The organism is Flavobacterium sp. ALD4, from assembly GCF_002836475.1.
Taxonomy (GTDB): Bacteria; Bacteroidota; Bacteroidia; order Flavobacteriales; family Flavobacteriaceae; genus Flavobacterium.
Genome location: NZ_PJBJ01000029.1, coordinates 82,093 through 107,535, shown reverse-complemented (window position 1 = coordinate 107,535; position 25,443 = coordinate 82,093). Strand labels below are relative to the sequence as shown.

Annotated in this window: 28 protein-coding genes and 1 pseudogene; 15 read left to right on the top strand and 14 right to left on the bottom strand. The window is 36.2% G+C overall.

Annotated features, from left to right (window positions below; translation table 11 throughout):
* The first annotated feature begins 57 nt into the window (after positions 1 to 57).
* Together CXF59_RS08175 and CXF59_RS08170 are read left to right on the top strand one after the other, a co-directional pair.
* Positions 58 to 1,329 carry an acyltransferase family protein gene (locus CXF59_RS08175; protein WP_101137331.1) on the top strand — a complete coding sequence of 424 codons (1,272 nt, stop codon included), beginning with the start codon at positions 58 to 60 and terminating at the stop codon, positions 1,327 to 1,329.
* Between the two features lie 111 nt (positions 1,330 to 1,440).
* The gene (locus CXF59_RS08170) at positions 1,441 to 1,860 is read left to right on the top strand and encodes a nucleoside-diphosphate kinase (protein ID WP_091090396.1); all 420 of its coding nucleotides are present in this window, start codon (positions 1,441 to 1,443) and stop codon (positions 1,858 to 1,860) included.
* Between the two features lie 159 nt (positions 1,861 to 2,019).
* Here CXF59_RS08170 and CXF59_RS08165 read toward each other — a convergent pair whose 3' ends face one another.
* Positions 2,020 to 2,316 carry a DUF721 domain-containing protein gene (locus tag CXF59_RS08165; RefSeq protein ID WP_101137330.1) on the bottom strand — a complete coding sequence of 99 codons (297 nt, stop codon included), beginning with the start codon at positions 2,314 to 2,316 and terminating at the stop codon, positions 2,020 to 2,022.
* The gene (locus CXF59_RS08160; RefSeq protein WP_101137329.1) at positions 2,297 to 2,740 is read right to left on the bottom strand and encodes a hypothetical protein; all 444 of its coding nucleotides are present in this window, start codon (positions 2,738 to 2,740) and stop codon (positions 2,297 to 2,299) included. Before CXF59_RS08160 ends, CXF59_RS08165 begins: the two co-directional genes overlap by 20 nt.
* A gap of 245 nt (positions 2,741 to 2,985) precedes the next feature.
* On the opposite strand from CXF59_RS08160, the gene CXF59_RS15730 reads away from it, so the two are divergent.
* The 3 genes from CXF59_RS15730 to CXF59_RS15720 all read left to right on the top strand — a co-directional run bounded on the left by CXF59_RS15730 (position 2,986) and on the right by CXF59_RS15720 (position 3,902).
* Entirely contained in the window at positions 2,986 to 3,270 is a 285-nt protein-coding gene (locus CXF59_RS15730; RefSeq protein WP_369828546.1) for a hypothetical protein, read from the top strand.
* A gap of 164 nt (positions 3,271 to 3,434) precedes the next feature.
* Positions 3,435 to 3,584 (top strand): hypothetical protein, encoded by a 150-nt coding sequence (locus CXF59_RS15725; RefSeq protein WP_369828545.1) that lies wholly within the window; start codon positions 3,435 to 3,437, stop codon positions 3,582 to 3,584.
* A 39-nt stretch (positions 3,585 to 3,623) separates the two neighbouring features.
* Entirely contained in the window at positions 3,624 to 3,902 is a 279-nt protein-coding gene (locus CXF59_RS15720) for a hypothetical protein (RefSeq protein WP_369828544.1), read from the top strand.
* A 344-nt stretch (positions 3,903 to 4,246) separates the two neighbouring features.
* Here the strand turns inward: CXF59_RS15720 and ftsY are convergent, their stop codons facing one another.
* From ftsY to CXF59_RS08100, 11 genes and pseudogenes are all read right to left on the bottom strand, one after another.
* Positions 4,247 to 5,206 (bottom strand): signal recognition particle-docking protein FtsY, encoded by a 960-nt coding sequence (gene ftsY / locus CXF59_RS08150; RefSeq protein ID WP_101137328.1) that lies wholly within the window; start codon positions 5,204 to 5,206, stop codon positions 4,247 to 4,249.
* A gap of 128 nt (positions 5,207 to 5,334) precedes the next feature.
* Positions 5,335 to 5,486 (bottom strand): annotated as a pseudogene (locus CXF59_RS08145) (DUF4295 domain-containing protein).
* A 75-nt stretch (positions 5,487 to 5,561) separates the two neighbouring features.
* Positions 5,562 to 5,744 (bottom strand): 50S ribosomal protein L33, encoded by a 183-nt coding sequence (gene rpmG / locus CXF59_RS08140; protein WP_016988713.1) that lies wholly within the window; start codon positions 5,742 to 5,744, stop codon positions 5,562 to 5,564.
* A gap of 29 nt (positions 5,745 to 5,773) precedes the next feature.
* Positions 5,774 to 6,010 carry a 50S ribosomal protein L28 gene (rpmB, locus tag CXF59_RS08135; RefSeq protein ID WP_101137326.1) on the bottom strand — a complete coding sequence of 79 codons (237 nt, stop codon included), beginning with the start codon at positions 6,008 to 6,010 and terminating at the stop codon, positions 5,774 to 5,776.
* 72 nt (positions 6,011 to 6,082) lie between these two features.
* Positions 6,083 to 7,336: a CinA family nicotinamide mononucleotide deamidase-related protein gene (locus CXF59_RS08130; RefSeq protein ID WP_101137325.1), complete on the bottom strand. Its 1,254-nt coding sequence runs from the start codon at positions 7,334 to 7,336 to the stop codon at positions 6,083 to 6,085.
* 101 nt (positions 7,337 to 7,437) lie between these two features.
* Positions 7,438 to 7,782 carry an Hpt domain-containing protein gene (locus tag CXF59_RS08125; protein ID WP_101137324.1) on the bottom strand — a complete coding sequence of 115 codons (345 nt, stop codon included), beginning with the start codon at positions 7,780 to 7,782 and terminating at the stop codon, positions 7,438 to 7,440.
* The gene (locus CXF59_RS08120) at positions 7,782 to 8,393 is read right to left on the bottom strand and encodes a fumarylacetoacetate hydrolase family protein (protein ID WP_101137323.1); all 612 of its coding nucleotides are present in this window, start codon (positions 8,391 to 8,393) and stop codon (positions 7,782 to 7,784) included. The genes CXF59_RS08125 and CXF59_RS08120 overlap by 1 nt, the downstream gene beginning before the upstream one ends.
* Positions 8,394 to 8,488: 95 nt before the next feature.
* Positions 8,489 to 9,262, bottom strand: coding sequence for a 3'-5' exonuclease (locus CXF59_RS08115; RefSeq protein WP_101137322.1), 774 nt, complete (start codon positions 9,260 to 9,262; stop codon positions 8,489 to 8,491).
* Positions 9,263 to 9,435: 173 nt separating this feature from the next.
* Entirely contained in the window at positions 9,436 to 10,749 is a 1,314-nt protein-coding gene (locus tag CXF59_RS08110; protein WP_101137321.1) for a dihydrolipoamide acetyltransferase family protein, read from the bottom strand.
* An 84-nt stretch (positions 10,750 to 10,833) separates the two neighbouring features.
* Positions 10,834 to 11,997, bottom strand: a complete 1,164-nt coding sequence (locus CXF59_RS08105) for a glycosyltransferase family 2 protein (protein ID WP_101137320.1) — start codon at positions 11,995 to 11,997, stop codon at positions 10,834 to 10,836.
* 158 nt (positions 11,998 to 12,155) lie between these two features.
* Positions 12,156 to 13,622 carry a glycoside hydrolase family 30 beta sandwich domain-containing protein gene (locus tag CXF59_RS08100; protein WP_101137319.1) on the bottom strand — a complete coding sequence of 489 codons (1,467 nt, stop codon included), beginning with the start codon at positions 13,620 to 13,622 and terminating at the stop codon, positions 12,156 to 12,158.
* Positions 13,623 to 14,016: 394 nt separating this feature from the next.
* On the opposite strand from CXF59_RS08100, the gene CXF59_RS08095 reads away from it, so the two are divergent.
* The 6 genes from CXF59_RS08095 (at position 14,017) to CXF59_RS08070 (ending at position 21,509) form a co-directional block, all read left to right on the top strand.
* On the top strand, positions 14,017 to 14,985 hold the full coding sequence (locus CXF59_RS08095) for a T9SS C-terminal target domain-containing protein (protein ID WP_232758772.1): 969 nt from the start codon (positions 14,017 to 14,019) through the stop codon (positions 14,983 to 14,985).
* Positions 14,986 to 15,175: 190 nt separating this feature from the next.
* Positions 15,176 to 16,447, top strand: a complete 1,272-nt coding sequence (locus tag CXF59_RS08090) for a DUF445 domain-containing protein (protein WP_101137318.1) — start codon at positions 15,176 to 15,178, stop codon at positions 16,445 to 16,447.
* A 406-nt stretch (positions 16,448 to 16,853) separates the two neighbouring features.
* Positions 16,854 to 18,716: an ABC-F family ATP-binding cassette domain-containing protein gene (locus CXF59_RS08085; protein ID WP_101137317.1), complete on the top strand. Its 1,863-nt coding sequence runs from the start codon at positions 16,854 to 16,856 to the stop codon at positions 18,714 to 18,716.
* A gap of 293 nt (positions 18,717 to 19,009) precedes the next feature.
* The gene (locus tag CXF59_RS08080; protein ID WP_101137316.1) at positions 19,010 to 20,125 is read left to right on the top strand and encodes a PAS domain-containing sensor histidine kinase; all 1,116 of its coding nucleotides are present in this window, start codon (positions 19,010 to 19,012) and stop codon (positions 20,123 to 20,125) included.
* A 75-nt stretch (positions 20,126 to 20,200) separates the two neighbouring features.
* Positions 20,201 to 20,476: a hypothetical protein gene (locus CXF59_RS08075; RefSeq protein ID WP_101137315.1), complete on the top strand. Its 276-nt coding sequence runs from the start codon at positions 20,201 to 20,203 to the stop codon at positions 20,474 to 20,476.
* A gap of 235 nt (positions 20,477 to 20,711) precedes the next feature.
* On the top strand, positions 20,712 to 21,509 hold the full coding sequence (locus tag CXF59_RS08070) for an O-methyltransferase (protein ID WP_101137426.1): 798 nt from the start codon (positions 20,712 to 20,714) through the stop codon (positions 21,507 to 21,509).
* A gap of 60 nt (positions 21,510 to 21,569) precedes the next feature.
* Here CXF59_RS08070 and CXF59_RS08065 read toward each other — a convergent pair whose 3' ends face one another.
* The gene (locus CXF59_RS08065) at positions 21,570 to 22,229 is read right to left on the bottom strand and encodes a hypothetical protein (RefSeq protein WP_101137314.1); all 660 of its coding nucleotides are present in this window, start codon (positions 22,227 to 22,229) and stop codon (positions 21,570 to 21,572) included.
* Positions 22,230 to 22,668: 439 nt separating this feature from the next.
* On the opposite strand from CXF59_RS08065, the gene CXF59_RS08060 reads away from it, so the two are divergent.
* From CXF59_RS08060 to CXF59_RS08045, 4 genes are all read left to right on the top strand, one after another.
* A complete protein-coding gene (locus tag CXF59_RS08060; protein WP_101137313.1) occupies positions 22,669 to 23,355 on the top strand; it encodes an ABC transporter ATP-binding protein in 687 nt (228 codons plus the stop codon).
* Between the two features lie 138 nt (positions 23,356 to 23,493).
* Complete coding sequence (locus CXF59_RS08055) at positions 23,494 to 24,351, top strand: RimK family alpha-L-glutamate ligase (protein ID WP_101137312.1); 858 nt, start codon at positions 23,494 to 23,496, stop codon at positions 24,349 to 24,351.
* Between the two features lie 55 nt (positions 24,352 to 24,406).
* Positions 24,407 to 24,976, top strand: coding sequence for a cob(I)yrinic acid a,c-diamide adenosyltransferase (locus CXF59_RS08050; protein WP_101137311.1), 570 nt, complete (start codon positions 24,407 to 24,409; stop codon positions 24,974 to 24,976).
* Between the two features lie 197 nt (positions 24,977 to 25,173).
* Positions 25,174 to 25,395, top strand: coding sequence for a DUF2795 domain-containing protein (locus CXF59_RS08045; RefSeq protein WP_007138072.1), 222 nt, complete (start codon positions 25,174 to 25,176; stop codon positions 25,393 to 25,395).
* Positions 25,396 to 25,443: the final 48 nt, after the last annotated feature.

The window sequence follows — 25,443 nt, the reverse complement described above, 5'->3', positions numbered from 1 at the left end:
AAGAACAAAGGCATAAAAAAAAAGCTCGTACTTTTTACTATACTCAGACGAAAATAAATGGCAAAAGAACGCTTAATTTCATTGGATGTATTTAGAGGAGGTACTGTTTTATTAATGACAATAGTCAATAATCCGGGTAACTGGTCCACCATTTATCCACCATTAGAACATGCTGATTGGAATGGTTGTACGCCAACTGATCTGGTTTTCCCATTTTTTATTTTCATCATGGGAGTAGCAATCCCATTTGCATTATATTCCAAAACCTTTGATGGAGCTACTTTCACTAAAATACTAGCGCGCTCGCTTCGGATAATTTGTTTGGGGATTTTTTTCAATTATTTTGGCAAAATCCAACTTTTTGATTTAGAGGGGATCCCTCTACTGACAGGAAGACTGGTCATAACCTTTGGCGTAGGCTACGCCCTTTTGGGTAATTTCAATTCGACAATCAAATTATACCTTGCACTTACCATTCTGGCAGCTTGTCTCTTTTTAGCTTTCGGTGGTATTGAGGCCTATAGGGAAGTACGACTTCCAGGCGTACTGCAGCGCATCGGGATTGTCTATTTTTTCATTTCAATTCTGTATCTGAAATCAAATCAAAAAACACAAATCATAACAGCTATAGCTTTATTGGTAGGCTATTGGACGTTGATGACATTGGTACCCGTCCCTACAATTGGCGAAGCAAACCTTGAAAAAGGAACCAATTTAGCAGCCTGGCTGGACAATATCCTGTTAAAGGACCATCTGTGGGTATATTCAAAAACGTGGGATCCTGAAGGAATTCTCAGTACCCTGCCGGCGATCGCCACTGGCATAATAGGAATACTGATTGGACAATTACTGAGCAGCGACAACAGCAAACTTGCCATTATAAAAAAAATGCTACTCACCGGTGGCGCACTGGTCCTAATTGGATTGGTCTGGAATACCGTTTTCCCAATAAACAAATCGCTTTGGACTAGTTCTTATGTTTTGTTCACCGCTGGTCTGGCCATACTGGTTTTTACCTTGTTTTATTGTATAATTGATATTTTAAACATCAGGAAAGGATTCAAACTATTCTTGATGTGGGGTGTAAACCCCATGATTGTCTTTTCATTTTCCCAGATAATACCACAGGGATTACGAATCATTCAATTTCAAAATCCGAACATTCCATCGGAACAGATTAACCTCCAGCAATATCTTTATAGTTTTTGGATTCTTCCCTATTTCGACAACCCCATGTCGGCATCCTTAGTAGGAGCTCTAATTTACTCGTATATATGGACGTTTATTTTATGGCTATTTTATAAAAACAGTTTGATTTTTAAAGTTTAGGATCAACGAAACAGCCTAATTGGTAAATAAAGCAACCTAAACTGCTGAGTTCCTAATTTAAATTCAAAAAAAAGTCTACTTTTGCACAAAATTTACTAAATACAAAACAAAATGGCTACAAATAGAACATTTACAATGATTAAGCCTGATGCTGTTGCTAACGGACACATCGGAAACATACTTGCAATGATTACAAATGCAGGTTTCAAAATTGTTTCTTTGAAATTAACTCAACTTACTGTAGCAGATGCTCAAGCATTTTACTCAGTACACGCTGCAAGACCTTTCTACGGTGAATTAGTGGAATTTATGTCAAGAGGAGCTATTGTTGCTGCTATTTTAGAAAAAGATAACGCTGTTGAAGATTTTAGAACACTAATCGGTGCTACTAATCCAGCTGATGCTGCTGAAGGTACTATCCGTAAAGCATATGCTACTTCTATTGGAGAAAATGCCGTTCACGGTTCTGACAGTGATGAAAATGCAGCTATCGAAGGTGCTTTTCATTTTGCAGGAAGAGAGCAGTTTTAATTTTCGATTGAAGATTGCTGATTTTTGATTTAAAATTTAAAAATCATCCAAATAAAGAAATCCCGTCCGCTGAAAGCGAGACGGGATTTTCATTTATGCTTGCATTCCAGTTCTGTCTCTCCCGATTCCTATCTGGAGGTGGGGGCTGGAGGGAGGAATTTATCTCAGCACTACATCTTTCACCACATCGCGACGCAGTTCTTCATTTATCATAGTCACAATTTTAGTTTTGCCGTGGCTTAGCTCTTCACGCAATACAGAAGAGCTTAACTCAACATATAGCGTACTTCCTTTTAACACAACATTTTTAGTATAACTGTTCACCCCATTTCCCATCAAGTTGCTCCATGCATCTTTAACGTCTATTTGATCCATTCCAGGTTGCAACTTGTTTACCTGGATAATTTGTTTTAAAACATCTCCTACTGTACTTTGATTATTTAGTCTCTTTGCCATCGCCTGTTAAATTTATTGCTCCTGTTTTCTTGTAATGGTATTCCTTTTTCTCTTCATTTCGCACCACAAGCTCCGTATCTGACAGAGCGAGTACTTCTTCACTCCATTTTGCATAAGGAGTGGAATAATCCAAGAATGCTTTACCTTCCTTAAATCGTAAGGCCACATCCTCGTAAGCGTCATTCACTAGAAAAGTACCATCTAATTGCGGCATTACTTTCTTCCGAATTCCCTTATTATTCTTAGCAATCTCAAAATAATCATAACTTACATTAATACTATAATCCTTGTCATCTCCTTTGTCAAAAACTACTTTTTCTATTTCCCAATAACCATTTAATTTCGCAATATCAGTAGGTTCAATTTTTTGCTGACAACCCACAAAAAATAAAGAAAGCAATAAAATTCTAAATGTATTTTTCATATAATTATTTGTTTGTTTTTTAGGAACCTTATCTTTTTTTTTACTAAAATCTACTTATTTAAAAAACACTAACCAAAAGGATTTTCACCACACATCGAGAAAATCGGCCTACGAATTTTTTATAAACAAGCTCAATTATTTTATACTACAAAGCTAAGCTTATTAAATTCAAAGAAAACAAAAATAGCAAATCACATTAAACTATTTTGATTATTTTCCATCAAAGAAAGACTAATCCCTACAAGATGCCAAAATCCGTACAATGTCTACTAATTCTAATATTATGCCTTGGGCGCATTACAGAGAAAACGGAACCAAGGCCCACATCTTCTGAAGCCAACTACTTCCCCCCATTAACAGGAACGCGATGGGAAACAAATTCTTTTGCCAGTTTGAATTGGAACCAAAGCGCTGTTCAATCCTTATTGGATTATTTAGAACTCAAAAACTCTAAGTCTTTTATCATTTTAATCAATGGTAGAATTGTAATGGAGAACTATTTTAATGGTCATTCAGCAACGACTAATTGATATTGGGCAAGTGCAGCAAAAACACTCACAGCAACAATGATTGGAATTGCAGAACAAGAAGGGTATCTAAACATAAATTATAAAGTTTCAGATTATATTGGTACTGTGTGTACTAACCGAGCTTTGGCAAAAGAAAACTTGATCACCAATAACATTTATTGACTATGACATCCGGTATTGAGGATATCAAAAATGGTGACGTTGTCACTCCTACAAGTTTACAATATAAAGCAGACGCAGGAACACGTTGGGCATATCATAATGCATATGTAAAACTCCAAGAAGTCGTGGCTAAAACAACGAATCAAACCTAGAGCAACTATTTCAACACTAGATTAAGAGACAAAATTACTATGGATGGTGCTTGGTTTGATTCTGGTAATAATTCTGTTTATGGTAGCACGACAGGAAGCATGGCCCTTTTTGGACTGTTAATGCTAAATAAAGGAAGATGGGAGGACAATGTGATTCTAAATAAAAACTATTGTAATGCGGCCACTACAACATCTCAAAATATAAATTTGGGATACGATTATTTATGGTGGTTAAATGGAAAAAATAGCTACCACTTACCGCAATCACAATTGCAATTTTCAGGGATTATCATCACATCCGCGCCTAACTATATGTAAATGGCTTTAGAAAAAATGACCAAAAAATCTATATTATTCCAAGCAAAAAGATGGTCGTGATTAGAATGGGTGAAGCCGCCGATGATACAAATTTAGCGCTATCCGAGTTTGACGCAATGCTATGGAATAAAATAAACAATCTCTATCAGTAAAATTTATTATTTAATTTTTCTTTTGGCGATAAGGCCTATAACAAACAAAACTAAACCAAGTACCAGTAATAGGTAATACAGCCCCATGTTTTCATCCCTAACCAAATTTGCCAAAACAAAGCAAATCACGCTGATTAAATAGAACACGATCGGATTCAAATTCTTGATTGAAAAGAAATTCATAAGGTGGTTTTATTTAAAGAAGGAATCCACAAATTCGAGTTTGTTAAAGACTTGAAGGTCTTCAATTCCTTCGCCTACACCAATATATTTTACGGGGATTTTAAACTGATCTGAAATTCCGATGACAACACCGCCTTTTGCAGTACCGTCTAATTTGGTTACGGCAAGGGAAGTTACCTCAGTGGCTGCTGTAAACTGTTTAGCTTGCTCAAAAGCGTTTTGACCAGTTGAACCATCCAAAACTAATAACACATCGTGAGGAGCGTCAGAAATGACTTTTTGCATCACGCGTTTTACTTTTGTCAACTCGTTCATCAGGTTGACTTTGTTATGCAAACGTCCCGCTGTATCAATAATTACGATATCGGCATCTTGGGCTACCGCTGATTGTAAAGTATCAAATGCCACAGAAGCGGGATCAGACCCCATATTTTGCCTAACAATGGGAACACCTACTCTGTCTGCCCAAATTTGTAATTGATCTATTGCAGCGGCACGAAAGGTATCCCCTGCACCTAAAACTACCTTATAACCCGCTTTTTTAAATTGGAACGCAAGTTTTCCTATGGTAGTCGTTTTACCGACACCATTTACACCCACTACCATTACAACGTATGGTTTTTTATCTTTTGGAATTACAAATTCTGTTGCTTCACCTGCGCCTGTATTGGTTTCAGAAAGCAGCGCTGAAATTTCTTCTTGCAGAATTTTATTGAGTTCTTCAATACCGAGATATTTATCAGCCGCAACACGACTTTCAATGCGGGTAATAATCTTAAGAGTGGTATTAACCCCTACATCGGAGGCAACAAGAATTTCCTCTAAATTATCTAAAACAGCATCGTCAACTTTAGACTTTCCTGCAACAGCTTTACTTAACTTAGAAAAGAAAGTTGTTTTTGATTTTTCAAGACCTTTATCTAAAGTCTCTTTTTTTTCCGATGAAAATATTCTTTTGAAAAAACTCATTGTATTAACAGTGTTAGGAATGAAGCATTAGACACAATGAACTAATACCCTCTTCAGAACGGTAAAGATATAAAATAAAAAAGCTACTTCCGAACGAAAGTAGCTTTTCTATATAATGCTTTTCTTATTTATTTCTTTTTCAAGAACTCATCAACTAATTAGGTGCCATTATAGATTCTACGAATGTATAAGCGCCAGTTTTTGGAGATTTCACCATCTTGATGGCTTTTGATAATCTCTTAGAAGCTGTTTGTAACGATGCTACGGTTTTCTTTGCCATGATTCAAATGTTATTTAAATTTAAATATAATCTTCAAATGTTGCCACCTTAGATTTTTATTAAAATCTCTAATTATTATTTAATTTCTTTGTGAACAGTTACACGTTTCAGGACCGGATTAAATTTCTTAATCTCTAATCTGTCTGGAGTATTTTTCTTGTTCTTCGTTGTGATGTATCTTGAAGTCCCTGCAACACCACTTGTTTTGTGCTCAGTACATTCTAAAATTACCTGGATTCTATTACCTTTCTTTGCCATCTTGCTATTTTTTTTTTAGAATTTAAAGATTATTTAATAAATCCTTGCGCTTGAGCTTTTTTCAAAACTGCAGCAATTCCAAGTTTATTAATTGTTTTTACCGTAGATGCAGCTACTCTAAGAGTAATCCATCTATCTTCTTCTGGAAGATAAAAACGCTTTTTCACTAAGTTCACAGAAAATTTTCTCTTAGTTTTATTCATAGCGTGAGAAACGTTATTTCCTACCATCGCTCTTTTACCTGTAAGGTCACAAACTCTTGACATTATGCTTATCTTTTATCGTTATTCAAAATCAGGGTGCAAAGAAAAGAAAAATAAACCTATAAACCAACAAAATTATAGCACAATTTTAAAAATTTCTTTCTTCAATAATTCTAAACTTTTAATCACTGCGCTATCTATCACTTTATCACGGGGTTGGCCAAAATTATATTTTTCAACTATTACTGTATCCGGCGTAGCCAAGGCTATAAAAACAGTCCCTATTTCGGCGTTTTCATCGCCTTTAGTCGGACCTGCGTTTCCGGTGGTCGCAATCGCATAATCCGTATTCATCATTTGCTTTACACGCACAGCCATCTCCGAAGCCACTGCTGCACTTACCACAGAAAATTCTTTAATCATACCCTCAGAGACCCCTAAAACGTCTGTTTTAGCTTCTGTGGCATATGAAACGACACTTCCCTTAAAATACTCGGAAGCGCCCGGTATTGCAGTTAAAACTGCGGCGATTTTCCCTCCGGTACAACTTTCGGCGGTAGCCAGTGTTTTGTGTTGTTGTTTTAGCATTTCCCCCACCTGGAACTCGATGGTTTCCTCTTCTTCAAAACCAATAATTATATCATTTATAATCACATCTAAGGACCTGATATATTGCTCTAAAGCATTTTCCAATAGCTCTTTGTTCGTCCCTCTCGCCGAAAGACGTAAACGAACTTTTCCGGGACTCGGCAAATAAGCCAACTTCAAAAAATCAGGAAGGCTATTTTCCCAGTCTTCAATCCGTTCCGCAACCAGACTCTCTCCTTGTCCATAAGTAAGAATTGTCTTGTGCAAAATATAAGGACGACTGTACTCTCGTACTACTTTGGGTATTATTTCACTTTCGACCAGATACTTCATTTCGTAAGGAACTCCTGGAAGAGAAATAAAGACAGTGTCTTCTTTTTTCATCCACATTCCCGGAGCGGTTCCTACCGCATTGTACAGCACGGTACATTTTGAAGGAACAAGCGCCTGATCTTTGTTAATTTGCGTAATCGTCCGCTTATAAAAACCTTCTATCATCTCAGTTACATGCACCAAAACAGATTGATTCACAACCAATTCATCTTCGAAATAATCACAAAAAGTCTTTTTAGTTACATCATCTTTTGTTGGCCCAAGACCACCAGTAATAATCACTAAATCGACGGTGTTTTGAAGCTTTTCAAACGTATCTAGTATATGTTGTTTGTCGTCACTAATCGAAATCATTTCGTTGATTTCAACTCCAATTCTATCTAGTGACTTTGCTATAAAAGCCGAATTTGTATCAACAATTTGACCAATTAAAATTTCATCCCCTATAGTAACTATGGTTGCTTTCATTCTTCTGTTATGGATTTAGGATTTGATTTATACACTAAATTCAACATTCAAATAGTTTGAATGTTGAATTTAGTGTATAAAAAATAAGGATTGATCGTGATTTACAAATCAAAATCTTTTTTAATTTCTTTGATCGCATCTTTTACCTGAGTTTTTATACTCTTAAAAGTATGATCGATATCTTTTCTTTTTCCTTCAACTTTTGTCCATGCTTCCACCTGAAGAATTTCTTCAAAAGCAACATTCAACCCAAGCAAGTCCAAGGTTGGTTTTATTTTATGAGCATAAGCATAGGCATGCTTATGATCTTTCTTTTTAATTCCTTCTTTGATTTGCATCAAATCCTCTGGAACTTCAGTAACGAACAACGTTAGAATTTCCTTTACAAATTCCGGGTCATTATCAGAAAGCGCGTACACTTTCGCAAGGTTGTAGTTTAAAGCCATTATTTTACTTGTATTCTAAATAGTTTTTGTCCCTCTAAAAATCCCTCCAATACGTCGTCCGGTTTCACGGCAGCAACCCCTTCAGGAGTTCCCGTAAAAACAATGTCCCCTATTTTCAATGTAAAAAACTGAGATACATACGAAATAAGTTCATCAATTTTCCACAACATATAGCTGGAATCACTGATTTGAACCGTTTTACCGTTATTGGTTAACTCAAATGTAAGATTTTCTAACGAACTAAATTGCTCTTTTGGCAAAAAATCTCCAATTACGGCAGAACCGTCAAATGCTTTGGCTTTTTCCCAAGGTAATCCTTTGGCTTTTAACTTCGCTTGCAAGTCTCTGGCGGTAAAATCGATTCCTACGCTGATTTCCTCATAATATTTATGGGCAAACTTAGGTTCTATGTATTTCCCTACCTTACTTATCTTGACGATAATTTCAATTTCATGATGAATATCTTCCGAAAATTCAGGAATAACAAAGGGATGTTGCTTTAATAAAATCGCCGAATCGGGCTTCATAAAAATAACAGGCTCAGTAGGCCGCTCGTTTTGCAATTCTTCTATGTGGTTAACATAATTTCTACCAATACAGATTATTTTCATTTTTTCATTTTTAGTCCTTAGTTTTTAGTCCTTGGTACCTCGTCCTAGTTTTTAGCGATTCAATACGCTAAGGACTATTTACTTAAGACTAAGTACTAATTTTTAGTATTTAACTTCCTAAGTTTAATCGCCGTTAATACTTTTTTAGTATACAAAGGAAAATCTGCATTTTGTATCCAACTAAAATATCCCGGTTCTGTCTCTAAAATTTTATCGACTTTTACTCCTTTGTGTTTTCCAAAAGAAAAAATCTCTTCTCCGTCTTTGTCAAAAGCAATCATTCCTGCAAAATCAGCAATTTTCTTTCTTGTCGAAAATTCCGATAATGATTTCATGTCATTTTGTAAATCTGGATATCGTTCTAACTGCGCTTTCAATATTTCATAAGTCGCCATAGTATCTGCTTCCGCTGAGTGCGCATTTTCTAAACTTTGCCCACAATAGAATTTTAAAGCAGCACTTAACGTTCGCTCTTCTTTTTTATGAAAAATAGTTTGAACATCTACAGAAACACTGTTTTTCATATCAAAGTCAACTCCTGCACGAAGTAATTCTTCTGCCAACAAAGGAATATCAAAACGATCGGAGTTAAATCCGGCTAAATCACAGTCTTTTATCATAGCATGAACCTGCGAAGCCAACTCGTTAAAAGTGGGTTCATTCGCTACTTTTTCATCCGTGATTCCATGTACCGCCGTTGTTTGCGCCGGAATTGGAATCGTAGGATTCACTAACCATGTTTTACTTTCTTTGTTTCCGTTTGGAAAAACTTTGAATATTGATATTTCTACAATCCTGTCTTTTCCAACATCAATTCCAGTGGTTTCAAGGTCAAAAAAGCAGATTGGTTTATTAAGTTTAAGTTCCATTTTATGTTTTTGTTATCATACAAATGTAAATTTTAAACCTGAATTTTACCAATTATCAGGCATTAATTTCGTCCAAAAAGACAAAGCTTTTTGATACGGCAACCTATTTAAAAAAAAGAAAACCCAACAAATTTAAAAAATCTGTTGGGTTCTTTTAAATGTTTCTCTAAATACTATAAATCTCTGTTCACATCAAATGATTCCAGGTATTCAGCAACTCGTTTTACAAAACCACCTCCCAGCGCTCCATCTACAACACGATGGTCGTAACTGTGAGAAAGGAACATTTTTTGACGAATTCCGATAAAATCACCTTCTGGTGTTTCTATAACTGCTGGCACTTTTCTAATAGCTCCCAGGGCTAAAATCCCAACTTGCGGTTGATTCAATATTGGTGTTCCAAAAACACTTCCAAACGTCCCTACATTGGTAACTGTATACGTCCCGCCTTGTGTATCATCCGGTCTTAACTTTCCTGCCTTCGCACGTCCTCCGAGGTCATTTACGGCTTTTGCCATTCCTACTAAGTTCAGTTGATCTGCATTTTTAATAACGGGTACAATTAAATTACCGTTAGGCAATGATGCAGCCATACCCAAATTAATATTTTTCTTTTTGATGATATAATCACCGTCTACAGAAATATTCAAACCTGGAAAATCTTTTAGTGCTTTAGCCACTGCTTCCATGAATATTGGAGTATAGGTCAATTTCTCCCCTTCTCTCTTTTCGAAAGCATTTTTATTTTTCTCTCTCCATTTCACAATATTAGTCACATCTACCTCGATAAAAGACTGAACGTGTGCTGAAGTTTGTACTGAAGCAACCATATAACCCGCAATAAGCTTACGCATTCTGTCCATTTCAATAATCTCATCACCACCGCTTACCGAAACAGGTGCTGCTTTTTGCGCTACTGGAGGTGCTGCTTGTGCAGCTTCAACAGTTTTTGCCGGAGTGGAAACTGCTTGACTTCCTCTATTTTTAACGTATTCTAAAATATCATTTTTAGTAACTCTACCGTCTTTTCCCGTACCATTAATCTGTTCCAATTCAGCAACAGAAATGCCCTCTGCTGAAGCAATATTTTTCACCAATGGAGAAAAGAATTTATCAGAATCTGAAAAATCAACCAGTCCCGAAGTTGCGAGCGCAACGCTATCTTTAGCGGCATCAACCGTTTTTGTTACTTCTGCAATAGCCTCTGGTGTTGCAGCTGCTTTAACAACCGGAACCATCTCCCCACCTTCGGTTTCAATAATAGCAATGGTTTGCCCCACTTGAACTAAATCATCTTTACCAAATAATTGCTCTACCAAAATACCTGAAACTTCACTTGGCACTTCACTATCAACCTTATCAGTTGCAATTTCAAGTACTGCTTCATCCGCTTCAATTTTGTCACCAACCTCTTTTAACCAATTTGTAATGGTTGCTTCTGCGACGCTTTCTCCCATTTTTGGAAGTTTTAATTCAAATTTTGCCATATTGTTAACCTAAAAGGTGATTTTTGTTTTCAGTTTGCGAAATTACTAAATATTTTATATATAAATTACATTTAATGCAATTTATCATTCTGTTTTTATAATCGCTCCTCTTTCATTAGAGTTATCACTGCCAATAAAAAAAGAAGTGTTTTTGGGTAACACTTTAAAAGTTAACTCCCTGTTTTTAAACAATTTTATAAAACTTATAATTTCTTTAAAAGATATATAATGACTATCCAACAACATTTCTGTCTTGGTTCCGGATAAAATCTTTGACGAAATTACCATTTTTTCTGTTTTCAAATCGTGAAAAAATATTTTTTTTTGAAGTTTTAACGCCATTTTGTTAATCAACTCGTCATTAGAAGAATATAAAATATAGGACTGAGCTGCCTTTTTTTCTTTGGCTTGACCTTGAAACATTTTAACAAAAGAAAAAAACAGGATTCCTGTTTTCATAAAAAACGAAAAGAACAACGAAACCTTAAAGTGCTTTTTATAGAAAAACTGCATGGCCTCCTGAAACCGTTTCATATAAACACTATCCTTGACAGTGCTTTCTCCTTTGTAATGAATCACTGTTGTTTCGTGATAATAATAGTTCGACTTTCCTTTAAGCAGGGCTCTATAGGACAAATCTATATCGTCTGAATACATGAAACAGTTCTCATCAAATCCGCCTAATTCTTGATATAAATCCCGTTTAATTAGCATAAAAGCGCCAACTAGAATATCGACTTTCCCCGTTTCGTTTTCCGATAGCTGTTGCGCATAGTATTTCCCCAGTCCTTGTACTTTTGGAAACAGCTTGTACAACCCCGTCATTTTTGTAAAGGCGACAAAAGGCGTAGGAACCCCCCTTTTGCTTTCAGGAAGGAAATTCCCTGCTCCGTCAATCAGTTTTACCCCCACAATTCCTAAGTTTTTTTGCCTTTCGGCGAAATCCAACACTTTCGTAAAAGTATCCTCGGCAACCACGGTATCAGGGTTTAGAATGCAAACATATTCGCCTTGTGCAATCGCTACACCTGTATTATTACCTTTCGGGAAACCGGAATTATCCTTGTTTTCAATGAGCTTTACATTTGGAAAACGTTGTTTCATCATTTCGACGCTGTCATCTTGCGAATTGTTATCGACAACGATTATTTCGCCATCAATATGTTCTAAAGCACTTTGTACACTTAAAACACATAGTTCTAAGAAATAGCGGACGTTATAGTTGAGAATGATTACAGATAGTTGCAAAGTTGATTTTTTGATTTTTTTATGACGCTGATTTGTATTCTATTTCTGGTCTGCAGAAAGACTACTTCTGATTAACAATAATATCAAGGTATATTTCTCGATCCATATTTCCAAAAACTAATCGCACCGAAAAACATTGTATACCCCAAAAGATTTCGTTAATAAACTAATGTTTGGATTGCGTGCGGCAGAATTATAATTTCAGTCGCTTTTGTTCCAATACACAAATTATATTTTATTGCAGCATCGCTTTCGTTCATAACTACCGTTACCACTTTACCGTCTTCATTTAAAAAAGAGGTGGTCAGCAACTGACTTCTGCTCGCTACACTACTAATTCTTTTGGCACTTTTGCCAATAAATTTAGAGAAATGACCTATGTAATAATAAGAAGGCGTGTAAATTAACCCTCCAGTTCTGGTGTCTCCGTGTATCGGTGAAAAACAAAAGTTCCCTACATGGTTAGGACCTCCATTTTCATCCAAAAGAATATTCCAATCCGTCCAGCCCACCGTTCCGTTATTAAAATCGTGAATCATTGATTTTCCATAACGCTCCCCGTTTGCCCAACGCTGCAATTTGGAATAATCAAATTTCTCTACGCATCCTTCGGTAAAAAGCAAATTTTTATCAGGATACATTTCATGTACTTTCCCAACATTTTCAAACATTGGATCTCCTCCACTCCAACTTTCATACCAGTGAAATCCAATTCCCCAAACATATTTACTGGCTTCCAGATCATCCAGAATTGTGCTTGCTCTCTGAGATAACAAATCTCTGTTATGATCCCAAATGGTAATTTTCTTGTCTCCAAGTCCAGCATTTTTTAGTGTTGGTCCTAAGTAATTTTTTACAAAGTCACGCTCTTCCTCTGCTGTATAAATACACGATTCCCATGTTTGTTTTGCCATTGGTTCATTTTGAACCGTTAACCCCCAAACAGGAATCCCTTCTTTTTCATAACCCTTAATAAACTTCACATAATAATTTGCCCACGCTTGATAGAACTCAGGCAGTAATCTCCCACCATTCAACATGTTTTTGGTATCCTTCATAAATGCGGGTGGGCTCCAAGGACTCACATATAAAGTTGCTTTTCCGCCTGCGGCTGCGATTGCTTTTTTGATTAATGGAATCCTAAATTCTTTATCATGATCAATATTAAACGTTTTTAATGCCGTATCCCCTTCCTCAACATAGGTATAACTTCCTGAACTAAAATCACAGCTATGAATAGTAGTTCTGATTATGGAGTAACCAATTCCTTTTTCTTTACCATAATAAGCATTGAGGAGTTCTTGTTGACTTTCTTTAGTTAATTTTGCAAAAACGGTAGCACTTGCATCCGTGATAGCGCCGCCAATCCCCAAATAGGTTTGAAATGTTTTGCTAGGATTAACAAATACGCATGTTTGAGTCTCAAGAGGCTGCTTTAAATCTGTGAATCGTAAGTTGGTATCTGTTTTTGTCAATCTCAAATCCGTAGTACTTGCCGAGGTATAAACGGTAACAGTTCTGTCTTTTACCGAAAAACTTTTTGCTCTTGCTTCCGCTTTATCTTTTTGCTGTGAAAAAGCAAAAAGAGTAACTAGTAAAAGTGTAGCTGTCGTGATTTTTTTCATTCTACTTCTATTTTTTTTTTATAAATTCCTTGCTAAATACTTATTAATAAAAACTGCAACCGCCTAACTGATGATCACTTTTATATTTTTAAAAGGACATCCTAAAACAACTGATGGACAGTTGACGATACCCACTACTTTTCCTAATCCTCAATATTACAAAAAAAATAGCTAAAATCAGGAACATGTAAAATTGCAGAGTTCCATTAGCTACTATGGTCGTGTAAAAAAACGATACTTTATAAAAATTCAAACGGTTCCCCAAAAAGATCTTTAACCATTAAAGATATAATTGAGTAACACCTGCAAATCCGACGGACGGCGATTGCTCGTTTTTAATCAGAATCCATTACTTTTGGAAAACAAGAAGTCGTAACTAATCTATTCTAAGTCATTGAAAAAAGCATTTTTATTAGTATTACTCTCTTTTATCAGTCAGATTCATTCTCAAATATCGGGATGTACAGACCCGCTGTCGAAAAACTTCAAGCCGTCAGCAACTATAAATGATGGCAGTTGTGCATATCGTAGGGCAAAAGTAAAACCGAAGTACTCGATACAATTGCCTGACGTGCTGCGCGAAACATCTGGTTTAGTATTCAGCGACAATCTGCTGTGGACGACGAACGACGATACAGACACCACTGTTTACGGTGTGGATACAAGCGGTGTAATTCAAAAAGAAATGGCCCTTGAAAAAGTATCCAACAAAGACTGGGAGGAGATTGCACAGGACAGCAGCTATTTTTATATTGGCGATTTTGGAAATAATGCCTCGGGAAACAGAAAAGACCTCCATATTTTAAGGGTTAAAAAAAAATCGCTTGTAGGGAACATTCCTGAAATTGACACCATTTCATTCTCATATTCAAACCAGACTGACTTTACGGCAATGAAATCCAACAGAACTAATTTTGATTGTGAAGCCTTTATTGTCGCAAATGACAGCATATACTTATTTACAAAACAATGGAAACAAAAAGAAACGGCTGTATACGTCATCCCCAAAACCCCTGGGGATTATAGCGCAAGATTGAAAGATACTTTTAACGTAAAAGGCCTGATTACCTCTGCTACGATTGTACCGCATAAAAAATTGCTTGTCCTTAGTGGCTATAGTAAATCGCTGTCTCCATTCGTTTATCTGTTTTATGATTACGACCGTTTGGCTTTCTTTTCCGGCAATAAACGAAAAATAAAAATAGCACTTCCGTTTCATCAAATTGAAGGGATAGCCACCCAAAACGGGTTGCAGTATTATCTGACTAATGAAAATTTTACAAAAAAACCACTATGGGCTGTCCCACAACAGTTACATCAGTTGGATTTGAGTTCTTTTCTGTCTCACTATTTTCAGCGATAGTCCGTGTATCGCTCTTGCCAACTTCAGTTTTATAAATAAAGAACTCCTTTCTCAAGGAAAACAATTCTGGCGAATGAAAATTGTAACCTCCTCTTCTTTATTTCTTCTTAAATTTGCTTCTGCGAAGAATAATCCACAATAATTACTTATATTTCTACAAACCCAAGCCTTTTTCAAACCAATAAAACCCATGAAAAACAACCTCGGACCAATCTCTTTACTTATTGCCTTCGGAGGCCTAGTTTTTTTTGAAGCATTGCTGCGTTTAGATATTCTCTCTCATCAAGGATGGAAAATTGTCACGGCAGGTTTTGAGGCAGCAACCATCGGAGGATTTGCTGATTGGTTCGCGGTCAGTGCTTTGTTCCACGAAATTCCAATTCCCTTTGTCCGCAAGCACACGAACATTATCGCCAAAAACAGAGAAAAACTAACTGAAGGAATAGTCGACTTAGTGACCAACAAATGGCTTTCGCCTGACATTATTGCTGAGAAACTAAACGAAGTTGACTTGGCTAAAACCATTTTGGATTTCATCCAGCAACCCAAACATCAACAGAGTGGAATCCGCTTAGTTCAAAATATAGTATTAAAATTCGTAAACGAATTGGACAACCCCAAACTTGCAGACGCATTGCAAAAAATACTAAGAGAGCAGATTGCCAGTATAGACCTGGCTTCGCCTTTAGGAACTTGGTTAGAGAAAGCCATTAAAAATGGAGACCATCATCAAATATGGCAACTGATTATTGAGGAGGGTTCTACCGCTCTTACTAATCCCGAAATAAAAACTCTGCTTCTTTCCAAGCTTGAAATTGCAGCCGAAGAATACGCCAAAAAAGGTTTTCTAAAAAAAACAGCCTTGTTTTTTGCCGAGAAAAGTGGCGGAATTGATTTAAATCTTATCGCTGATGATCTTCTCAGTAAGACAGAAGAGCTGATCTCAGAAGCCCAATCAGACCCTAATCACCCTATTCGCAATAAGTTTGACGACTGGATGCTTAATTTTGCCAAACAGCTGACTTCGGGAGATGAAAAGTCTCTCGACCTAATCCAGAATCTAAAAGAACGTGTTATGCAGCATGTGGAAGGAGAGAGAGTCATACATGATCTTTTGATACGCTACAAGGAAACCATAGCGGCGCAACTGCAAAACAATGACACGCCACTGATGCAATTCTTGATTTCCAATCTCAATCGCATGTTATCCAATTTGCAGCAAGATGCAGCGGCCCAACAAAAAATCAACCATTGGATTAGGGCAACCGTTTCGGAACTATTGGTTAAATTCCACAGTGAAATTGGGAATATGGTTCGCAACAGCATGATGAAACTCAACAATAAAGAACTGGTAGAGCAAATTGAAGAAAAAGTGGGTAGCGATTTACAATACATCCGATTGAATGGCGCCGTTGTAGGCGGTCTAGTAGGTATTATGATTGCTTTGCTTAAATTGCTTTAAGTTAAACCCCATCACACTCCCTAATAAACTCCCTCGGAGCCGAACTCTCGGGTATTTACCGTAAATTTAATCTGTATGAAAAATAGAAGCAGCGCTTCTAGGAATTAAACCCAAAGAGATTAAAAACAAAAGAAGTACTAAAAAGCTAAGTAGGAAATAAAGTCCACAGTCTACCCTAATAGATACCGGATTCCTAAAATACGTCAGATATTATCTTCGGTTATTTCTTTGGGTACCTTAAAATGGCTGAATTAGAGAAAGTTCTTCTTTCCAAAAAATTTTAACCTAAAAATAATAAACTACCTTTGCACGGTGGTTTTTTTTTGGCAGCTCACAATTAGATAATTAATTAGTTATTGCCCACTAAAGAACACCGTAATCATAACAAATACATCTAGTTACACGCATGAATTACTTATCTGTTGAAAATATCTCGAAATCTTTTGGAGAGAGAACACTTTTTGAAAATATCTCTTTTGGAATTAGCAAAGACCAAAAAATTGCCTTTATAGCCAAAAACGGCTCCGGAAAAACGACCATAATGAGTATCATTAACGGCTTGGACGAATCGGATACCGGGAAAGTAGTTTTGAGAAAAGGAATCAAAATGGCTTTCTTATCGCAAAACAATAATCTGCAGGACGAACTGACCATCGAAGAAAGTATTTTCGCTTCAGATAATGAGATTTTGAAAGTGATTAAAGCTTACGAAAAAGCATTAGAACATCCAGAAGACGAAGACACTTATCAAAAAGCTTTTGACGGAATGGACCAACACAATGCCTGGGACTTCGAAACTCAATACAGACAAATTTTGTTCAAACTGAAGTTGGAAGATTTCAAACTGAAAGTGAAAAATCTTTCGGGTGGACAGCAAAAACGTTTGTCTCTGGCTATCATATTAATCAACCGCCCTGACTTATTGATTCTGGATGAGCCTACAAATCACTTGGATTTAGAGATGATTGAATGGCTAGAAGCTTATTTTGCAAAAGAAAACATTACCTTATTTATGGTGACGCACGACCGTTTCTTCTTAGAGCGTGTTTGTAACGAAATCATCGAACTAGATAATGGTAAACTATATTCCTACAAAGGAAACTACTCTTACTATTTAGAGAAAAAAGAAGAACGCATTGCTTCCGAAAATTCAAGTGTGGACAAGGCTCAAAACCTGTTCGTAAAAGAATTGGAATGGATGCGACGTCAACCGAAAGCGAGAACGACAAAATCAAAATCGCGTCAGGAAGATTTTTACGAAATTAAGGACAAAGCACAAAGTCGCCGAAAGGAGAACAAGGTAGAACTGGAGATCAACATGGAACGTATGGGAAGCAAGATTATTGAGCTTCACAAAATCTCCAAGAAATTCAAGGACCATGTAATAATGGATAATTTCAGTTACGACTTTCAACCGGGAGAACGTATTGGAATCATCGGGAAAAATGGGACAGGAAAATCAACCTTTTTGAACTTATTAACTGGAGCTCTTCCGCTTGATGGAGGAAAAGTGGTAATTGGTGAAACGATAAAAGTTGGATATTATACCCAAAGCGGGATTAATCCGAAACCGGGACAAAGAGTGATTGATGTCATCAAGGAATACGGAGAATTTATTCCGTTGTTGAAAGGAAGAATGATTTCGGCATCGCAATTGCTGGAGCGTTTTCTTTTTGATGCGAAAAAGCAATATGATTTTGTGGATCGATTGAGCGGTGGAGAATTGAAACGTTTGTACTTGTGTACCGTTTTGATTCAGAATCCTAACTTCTTGATTCTGGATGAGCCAACAAACGATTTAGACATTGTGACCTTAAATGTTTTGGAAAGCTTCCTTTTGGACTATCCTGGATGTCTGTTAGTAGTATCGCATGACCGTTATTTTATGGATAAAATTGTTGACCACTTATTCATTTTTAGAGGAAATGGCGAGGTTGAAAATTTCCCAGGAAACTATTCTGATTTCAGAGCTTACGAAGACAGTACGGATGTGGCACAGAAAGAAGAAAACAAAGCAGAGAAGAAAGACTGGAAGCAAAACAACCCGACCGGAAATTTGACTTTTAACGAGCAAAAAGAATATCAAAAAATAGAAAAAGAAATCAAGGATTTTGAAGTTCAAAAAATTGCGCTCGAGCAATTATTCACGGACGGAAAAGTGCCGGATGAAGATATTTCAAAAAAAGCAAAAGAACTCGAAAACATCAATAATAAAATTGAGGATAGAGAAGAGCGCTGGTTTGAGCTTTCGGCTAAGATAGAGGGATAACCGTCTATCTTCCTGAAAGAGATTATAAAATATACAACCCCAATACTTTTAGCACCATTGCTTGAAGTATTGGGGTTTCTTTTTTTACTTAAATAAGAAAATCTATTTAAAAAATATATTCTTTTGATTTTTAGGAATAAAGCAGTAATATCGTGGCAGATTTTGACAACAAACATTTTATGGCTTTTATAAATGAATTGGGCAAATTCATTGAAATAAAGAAAAGTAATAATGGGATAAAGTAATTAGAAGGAGAATTTGCCTATTCTGAAATAAAAAAAGTTGAACAAAAAATGGTAGCAAGTGAAGAAAAATTCAGACAAATGGTATTTCACATGCGTGTTGGTGTGTTATTGCAAGGGCCAAAAGCTGAAATATTGCTGAGTAATCCGGCAGCATTAGAATTGCTTGGTTTAACTGAAGACCAACTTGTTGGCAAAACATCTTTTGACCCTGAATGGAAAGTTATCCATGAAGACGGCTCAACATTTCCCGGAAACACACACCCTGTCCCTACTGTACTTGCTACTTGCAAACCTGTTTATGGCGTGATCATGGGAGTTTATCGACCTGCTTCCAAAGACAATGTTTGGTTATTGGTTGATGCTACACCACAGAAAATAGTTAATAACTCAGTTCAACAAGTTGTATGTACTTTTATAGATATAACGTCAAGAAAAGAAGCTGAATTAGCCTTGGTAGAAAAAGGAAAGCAAATCAAAGAAATTAATTTAACCAAAGATAAACTCTTTTCAATAATTGCTCATGATCTTAGAAGTCCATTCAATACTATTTTGGGTTTTTCAAAACAGTTATTAAAAAAATACAAAAGCGAAAACTTTGAACAAACCGAACTCTTTATAAAAGCAATAGAATCTTCAGCAAAAAGCACCCTTGTTTTATTAGACAATTTATTGAATTGGCAAAAATCTCAAACCGGTCAATTACAGTTTAAACCGGAATTCATAAAACTCAAATCAATCAAAAAGGAAATAGATGATTTATTAAACTCGTCAGCAGTTGTTAAAAACATTTCGTTAAACTATTTCTATTCTGAAGACATAGTTATTCACGCCGATAAGAATATGTTGCTTACAATTTTGCGAAACCTTATTACTAATGCTATAAAATTCACAAATACAGGAGGTGAAATTGCTGTTTCCGCAGTAGCAAGTCCAAACCAAATTGAAATTACAATATCTGACAATGGTATAGGTATGAACGAAGATGTAAAAAGTAAAATATTTAAGATAGGTTATGAAGTAACTCAAAGTGGTACATCAGGTGAAACAGGCACAGGTCTAGGTTTAATTCTATGTAAAGAATTTGTTGAAAAACACGATGGGGAAATATGGGTCGAAAGTGAACTGGGAAAAGGTTGTCTTGTTAAATTTACACTACCTTTATAATAATAAACGTAGCAAATCTAGTGCGAACTTCTAGATCTTATTGCCAAACCAAAACTATTTACACTTAAAAAAACTATGAAACAAACCTTTAAATTGAATACGAACTGGAAAAACTTTATAGTCAAAATACTGTTATCGATGACCATAATGACTTTAGGTTTCACACTGATTTCCTTATATATTCCTCTGAAAGGATTAATCTCGGGGAAAAGTTATACGCTAGTCGAATTTCTTTCCTATTTAGAATTAAGAAAGTATCTAGCAATCATTATTGCAGTATCCATTGCGATGAGTGTTAGAGAATTGAGAAAAAAAACAACACTAATTTCTCCCAATAACGAGAACGTGTAATTAAAAGAGCGCTTGAAAACACGCATGAGGTACAAACCCACACCCTGTAAAAGCTTCTGCGCCATACCTGCAGACAATGGCAAAGCTTTTTATACTTGAAAAGAATTGAACCGAAAACACAAAAAACTAGAACAGCATGTAATAGCGTTACAATTTTTAATTTATAAAATTCCACAATTATAAAATGCCTTTGTATCTTCGTGCTTCCTTCGTGAAAATCCGTGTAATAAACGCTATGCTATTCCAAATCAAATCCTACCTGAAATTCCTTTGGCACTCTAAGAATGAGCATGCTGTACATTCCCCTTTTGTATTCACTTTGATTACTAAATGTTTTTATGACCGCAAACCAAAACCGGAATACCTAGTGTTAAAAGAATATCGACAGACGCTTTTAGAAAATAGAAACACCATTGAGGTCACTGATTTTGGAGCGGGTTCCAAAGTCTTCAAGTCCAACAAAAGAGAAATCTCCAGGATTGCCAAAACCGCTGGAATTACGCAAAACCGCGCTGAATTATTGTTCCGCGTCACCGCTTATTTTCAACCTGACACAATTTTAGAAATTGGTACGTCTTTAGGGCTGGCAACTGCTTCTTTGGCACTAGGATCCCAAAACGCCGGGAGCAAGGCACAAATAACGACACTTGAAGGCTGTCCGGAAACAACAAAAATTGCCCAAGAGCAATTAGAAAAATTTGGTTTAACCAATGTTAATTCGGTAGTAACTGAATTCAGCATTTATTTAGAAAAAGAGGATGCATCACGCAACAGGGAACACTTCTCCTTAATCTACTTCGACGGTAACCATCAAAAGCAGGCGACATTAGGCTATTTTGATCTATTATTGCCCACAATAACAAATGATAGCGTGTGGGTTTTTGATGATATTCATTGGTCTCCGGCAATGGAGGATGCTTGGGAAACGATAAAAAAACATCCCAAAGTTACGGTAACCATTGATACGTTTCAGTGGGGATTTGTTTTCTTCAGACAGGAACAACCAAAAGAACATTTTATAATCCGAGTTTAATCCATAAAAAAAAGACAGCCATCCCTGACCGTCTTTTTTTTAATATAAATTAGTGAAAATTTATTGTTTTGCTTCTTTCATTTCTTCAGATTTAGCACCCATTCTGTTAACTTTTAACATCGGACCAAATTTGAATTTTAAACCTGCAATTTCTTTGTTGTCTGATGACGAAAGACCTTCTTTTTCAACAGTGTTTTTTCTACTGTCTAATGCTTCATACATCAATTTTATTTCATCCCAATCTTCACGAGAATAGTTGTCTTTATTATCTTCAGCAGTATGAATAAATTGTCTGTATACGCTAAGGATATTATCTTTATTTACCCAGTCAAAATTCATATCATCACCAATTTTTCCTTCACCAAACAGTGAATTTCTCATTTGTTGTTTAGGATTTGGCGCTGCAGCTTGCATTCTAGCTTGCATTCTAGCTTGCAATGCAGCATATTTTGCTTTACTTGCTTCTATTTTTGCTTTAACTTCTTCACTTTCTTTTAAATCTGAAAGTGCAGTTTCAGCTTGACTACTTCTTACTTCATACGTAGCTTCTATTGAAGACCAATTTGCTTTAGCATCTTCTGGAGCTACATTTTCTAATGAGTCAACATAAACAACATAAGATTCAACTGTTTTGTTGGCTTCTTCTGTCTTTTCGTCTTTACAAGATGTAAATCCTAAGGCGATAACCGCCATTCCTAATACTAAATTTGTACTTTTCATAATTTTGATTTATTAAATATTACTAAGCAAATGTAGCAGGCATTCAACTGTATTAAATATAAATCCAATAATTATGTAAATAATCGGATTAATTATGAAATAAAATGCAAACAACTAATTTATAATGACTTATACGCCTAAAGACTGCCCATCCCCGCAGCTCCTTTTGCGGTGTCCTCCACCATTAAATTACTTTCCAGACCGCTTCCCGTAAACAGCAAGATGCAAGATAGACTACAATTGTAAGGTACAATTTACCAAACGGGCTGTGTACATTAGATCACTTTTTTAAATAACACAAAGAGGGGCATCCCAACTAAACAACAAGAGGATCACTGTATTTGTGTAACAAAAATGTATTTTAAGCAACTTACCTTTAATTCAAAAGTGTTTTGTACTTTTAAAATCCAAAAACCATAATTTATCAATTAAAATAACAATGTCAAATCCATTAATAAAAATAACCAATATCAAAAGAGATTTTGTCCTGGGTAACGAGATTATTTATGTACTGAAAGGTATTGATTTAGAAATTAATAAAGGAGAATATGTAGCTCTGATGGGACCTTCGGGCTCCGGAAAGTCTACCTTAATGAATCTTTTAGGTTGTTTGGACACACCTACATCCGGAACATATATTCTTAATGGTCAAGATGTCAGTAAGCAAAAAGATGATGAATTAGCCGAAATCCGAAATAAAGAGATTGGTTTTGTTTTTCAGACTTTTAATCTGCTGCCTCGTACCACGGCACTGGCGAATGTTGCTTTGCCTATGATTTATGCAGGATATTCAAAATCAGAAAGAACTGCGCGCGCTGCCGAAGTGTTAGAGCAAGTCAACCTTGGCGACAGAATGGACCACCAGCCTAATCAATTATCAGGTGGGCAGCGCCAGCGTGTTGCCATTGCTAGAGCCTTAGTCAACAAGCCTTCTATCATTCTCGCAGATGAACCAACAGGAAACTTAGACAGTAAAACCTCTGAAGAGATCATGAAGCTTTTTAATGACATTCACGCAGAGGGTAATACCGTTATTTTAGTGACCCATGAAGAGGAAGTTGCTGCTTACGCACATCGAATAATTCGTTTGCGCGACGGTATGGTTGAAAGCGACATCACAAAATAGTTATAGAAGGAGCTTTTTCCGGCTATCCATTACAATCTTTTTTATCCTGACTTCAGGATAAAAAAGGATTTCTATTTCTATCCGGGCTAGGAGACTCTTTTCCAAAATAAACTCTACTAATTCATTACACTTTTAAAAATGAAAATAGCCTTACTAACCTGCGAAAAACTTCCAGACTTAACCCCACAAGACCGACCTTTAATTACAGAATTGGCCAAACATGATATTACTGCAAGTGCTGTAATTTGGGATGACCCAAGCATTAACTGGAGTGATTTTGACTATTTAATTTTTCGAAATACCTGGGATTATTTCGAAAAAGAAACCGAATTCAACCTTTGGCTTGACCAAATAGAAAAATTGGGGATTAAGACACTCAATCCTATTGCCATCATAAAAAAAAATAAACACAAGTTTTATTTGCAGGAAATGGAACAGCAGGGAATCAAAATACTCCCTACCCTATTTATAGATAAAACAACTAATTTAAACCTAAAAGAATTGATGCCGTCCCATTGGAAAAAAGCGGTATTAAAACCCGCCTTTTCTGCCGGATCCTATCTGACGGAAGTTTTCGAAGCAGCCGATGTTGAAAAAACAAATACCCAATATAAAATTATAGCTTCCGAAAAAGATTTGTTATTACAACAGTTTATGCCGGCAATTCAAACAGTAGGCGAAACCTCGTTTATATTCTTTAATAAAAAATTCTCCCATGCGATCAATAAAAAACCTGTACCAGGTGATTTTAGGATTCAAGTGCAATTTGGCGGCATATATAGACTAACACACCCTGACGACGAGCTGATAGCCAAAGCACAAAAAATTGTCGATACATTTACGGGAAAATTATTATATGCCAGAGTAGACGGAATTGTAATAGACAATGAATTGCATCTAATGGAAGTGGAATGTATCGAACCTGATTTGTATTTTAACGTAAGTGAAGGTTCCTTAGAACGATTTGTTAATGCCATAGTGGAATTAATAAAGTAAATTTGTGGCTACTTGGTAAACCAAGTAAGTCAACGAACAAACAAATAAACAGCATATGAAAGTATATACTAAAACTGGCGATACAGGAACAACTTCACTTTTTGGAGGGACACGCGTTCCTAAAGACCATATTAGAATTGAAAGTTATGGAACTGTAGACGAATTAAACTCCAATATAGGCCTAGTTCGTGACCAAGATATGAATGCGCATTACAAAGATACCCTAGCGGAAATCCAAGATCGCTTATTTACCATTGGAGCCATACTGGCGACACCCCAAGAAAAAGAAGTGAAGAAAAATGGAGAACTTCGCTTAAAAAAGTTGGGAATCGTAGAGACTGATATTGAATTGTTAGAAAATGAAATTGACAGCATGGAAAGCGAACTGCCTGAGATGACTCATTTTGTCTTACCAGGAGGCCATACTACTGTGTCATATTGTCATATTGCACGATGCGTATGCCGCCGCGCAGAACGCCTTGCAGTACATTTAAGCCATAATGAGCCGGTCGCTGAAATTGCTATAAAATACTTGAACCGTCTTTCTGACTATCTTTTTGTATTGGCACGAAAATTGTCCCATGACCTGAAAGCTGAGGAAGTTAAATGGATTCCGAGGAAATAGTAATCAGTATTTAAGTCTTCAGTGCACAGTTAAAAAAATCTAACAAGACGCTATTTTTTCAGCTTAAACTGAACACTAAAAACTGGCTACTGAACACTAAAACAAAAACGTTCTTAACTTTTTTTAAAAATAAATAGATTTTTACTTGTCTTTTTCGGTAAAATTTTTATTTTTGCACAAAACTAAACCGACAAAAAATGTATTGGACATTAGAACTAGCATCCTACCTAAGTGATGCACCGTGGCCCGCTAACAAAGACGAACTTATTGACTACGCTATACGTGCAGGAGCTCCGTTAGAAGTAGTAGAAAACCTACAGTCTATTGAAGACGAAGGAGAGATATATGAGTCGATGGAAGAGATTTGGCCGGATTACCCTACAGACGAAGACTATCTTTGGAATGAGGATGAATATTAAATACATAATCAAAGAAAAAGTCTCACAAGAGGCTTTTTTTTTGGTTAA

Excerpts from the sequence above, each read along its gene's own strand:
- CXF59_RS08165 (WP_101137330.1), bottom strand. The coding sequence starts at position 2,316 with ATGGCAAAGAGACTAAATAATCAAAGTACAGTAGGAGATGTTTTAAAA.
- CXF59_RS08060 (WP_101137313.1), top strand. The coding sequence starts at position 22,669 with ATGTCAAATCCATTAATAAAAATAACCAATATCAAAAGAGATTTTGTC.
- CXF59_RS08065 (WP_101137314.1), bottom strand. The coding sequence starts at position 22,229 with ATGAAAAGTACAAATTTAGTATTAGGAATGGCGGTTATCGCCTTAGGA.
- CXF59_RS08045 (WP_007138072.1), top strand. The coding sequence starts at position 25,174 with ATGTATTGGACATTAGAACTAGCATCCTACCTAAGTGATGCACCGTGG.
- rpmB (WP_101137326.1), bottom strand. The coding sequence starts at position 6,010 with ATGTCAAGAGTTTGTGACCTTACAGGTAAAAGAGCGATGGTAGGAAAT.
- CXF59_RS08055 (WP_101137312.1), top strand. The coding sequence starts at position 23,494 with ATGAAAATAGCCTTACTAACCTGCGAAAAACTTCCAGACTTAACCCCA.
- CXF59_RS08070 (WP_101137426.1), top strand. The coding sequence starts at position 20,712 with ATGCTATTCCAAATCAAATCCTACCTGAAATTCCTTTGGCACTCTAAG.
- CXF59_RS15725 (WP_369828545.1), top strand. The coding sequence starts at position 3,435 with ATGACATCCGGTATTGAGGATATCAAAAATGGTGACGTTGTCACTCCT.
- CXF59_RS08175 (WP_101137331.1), top strand. The coding sequence starts at position 58 with ATGGCAAAAGAACGCTTAATTTCATTGGATGTATTTAGAGGAGGTACT.
- CXF59_RS15720 (WP_369828544.1), top strand. The coding sequence starts at position 3,624 with ATGGATGGTGCTTGGTTTGATTCTGGTAATAATTCTGTTTATGGTAGC.
- CXF59_RS08085 (WP_101137317.1), top strand. The coding sequence starts at position 16,854 with ATGAATTACTTATCTGTTGAAAATATCTCGAAATCTTTTGGAGAGAGA.
- CXF59_RS08110 (WP_101137321.1), bottom strand. The coding sequence starts at position 10,749 with ATGGCAAAATTTGAATTAAAACTTCCAAAAATGGGAGAAAGCGTCGCA.
- CXF59_RS08075 (WP_101137315.1), top strand. The coding sequence starts at position 20,201 with ATGAAACAAACCTTTAAATTGAATACGAACTGGAAAAACTTTATAGTC.
- CXF59_RS08115 (WP_101137322.1), bottom strand. The coding sequence starts at position 9,262 with ATGGAACTTAAACTTAATAAACCAATCTGCTTTTTTGACCTTGAAACC.
- ftsY (WP_101137328.1), bottom strand. The coding sequence starts at position 5,206 with ATGAGTTTTTTCAAAAGAATATTTTCATCGGAAAAAAAAGAGACTTTA.
- CXF59_RS15730 (WP_369828546.1), top strand. The coding sequence starts at position 2,986 with ATGCCAAAATCCGTACAATGTCTACTAATTCTAATATTATGCCTTGGG.
- CXF59_RS08120 (WP_101137323.1), bottom strand. The coding sequence starts at position 8,393 with ATGAAAATAATCTGTATTGGTAGAAATTATGTTAACCACATAGAAGAA.
- CXF59_RS08050 (WP_101137311.1), top strand. The coding sequence starts at position 24,407 with ATGAAAGTATATACTAAAACTGGCGATACAGGAACAACTTCACTTTTT.
- CXF59_RS08090 (WP_101137318.1), top strand. The coding sequence starts at position 15,176 with ATGAAAAACAACCTCGGACCAATCTCTTTACTTATTGCCTTCGGAGGC.
- CXF59_RS08130 (WP_101137325.1), bottom strand. The coding sequence starts at position 7,336 with ATGAAAGCAACCATAGTTACTATAGGGGATGAAATTTTAATTGGTCAA.
- CXF59_RS08160 (WP_101137329.1), bottom strand. The coding sequence starts at position 2,740 with ATGAAAAATACATTTAGAATTTTATTGCTTTCTTTATTTTTTGTGGGT.
- rpmG (WP_016988713.1), bottom strand. The coding sequence starts at position 5,744 with ATGGCAAAGAAAGGTAATAGAATCCAGGTAATTTTAGAATGTACTGAG.
- CXF59_RS08125 (WP_101137324.1), bottom strand. The coding sequence starts at position 7,782 with ATGGCTTTAAACTACAACCTTGCGAAAGTGTACGCGCTTTCTGATAAT.
- CXF59_RS08100 (WP_101137319.1), bottom strand. The coding sequence starts at position 13,622 with ATGAAAAAAATCACGACAGCTACACTTTTACTAGTTACTCTTTTTGCT.
- CXF59_RS08170 (WP_091090396.1), top strand. The coding sequence starts at position 1,441 with ATGGCTACAAATAGAACATTTACAATGATTAAGCCTGATGCTGTTGCT.
- CXF59_RS08080 (WP_101137316.1), top strand. The coding sequence starts at position 19,010 with ATGGTAGCAAGTGAAGAAAAATTCAGACAAATGGTATTTCACATGCGT.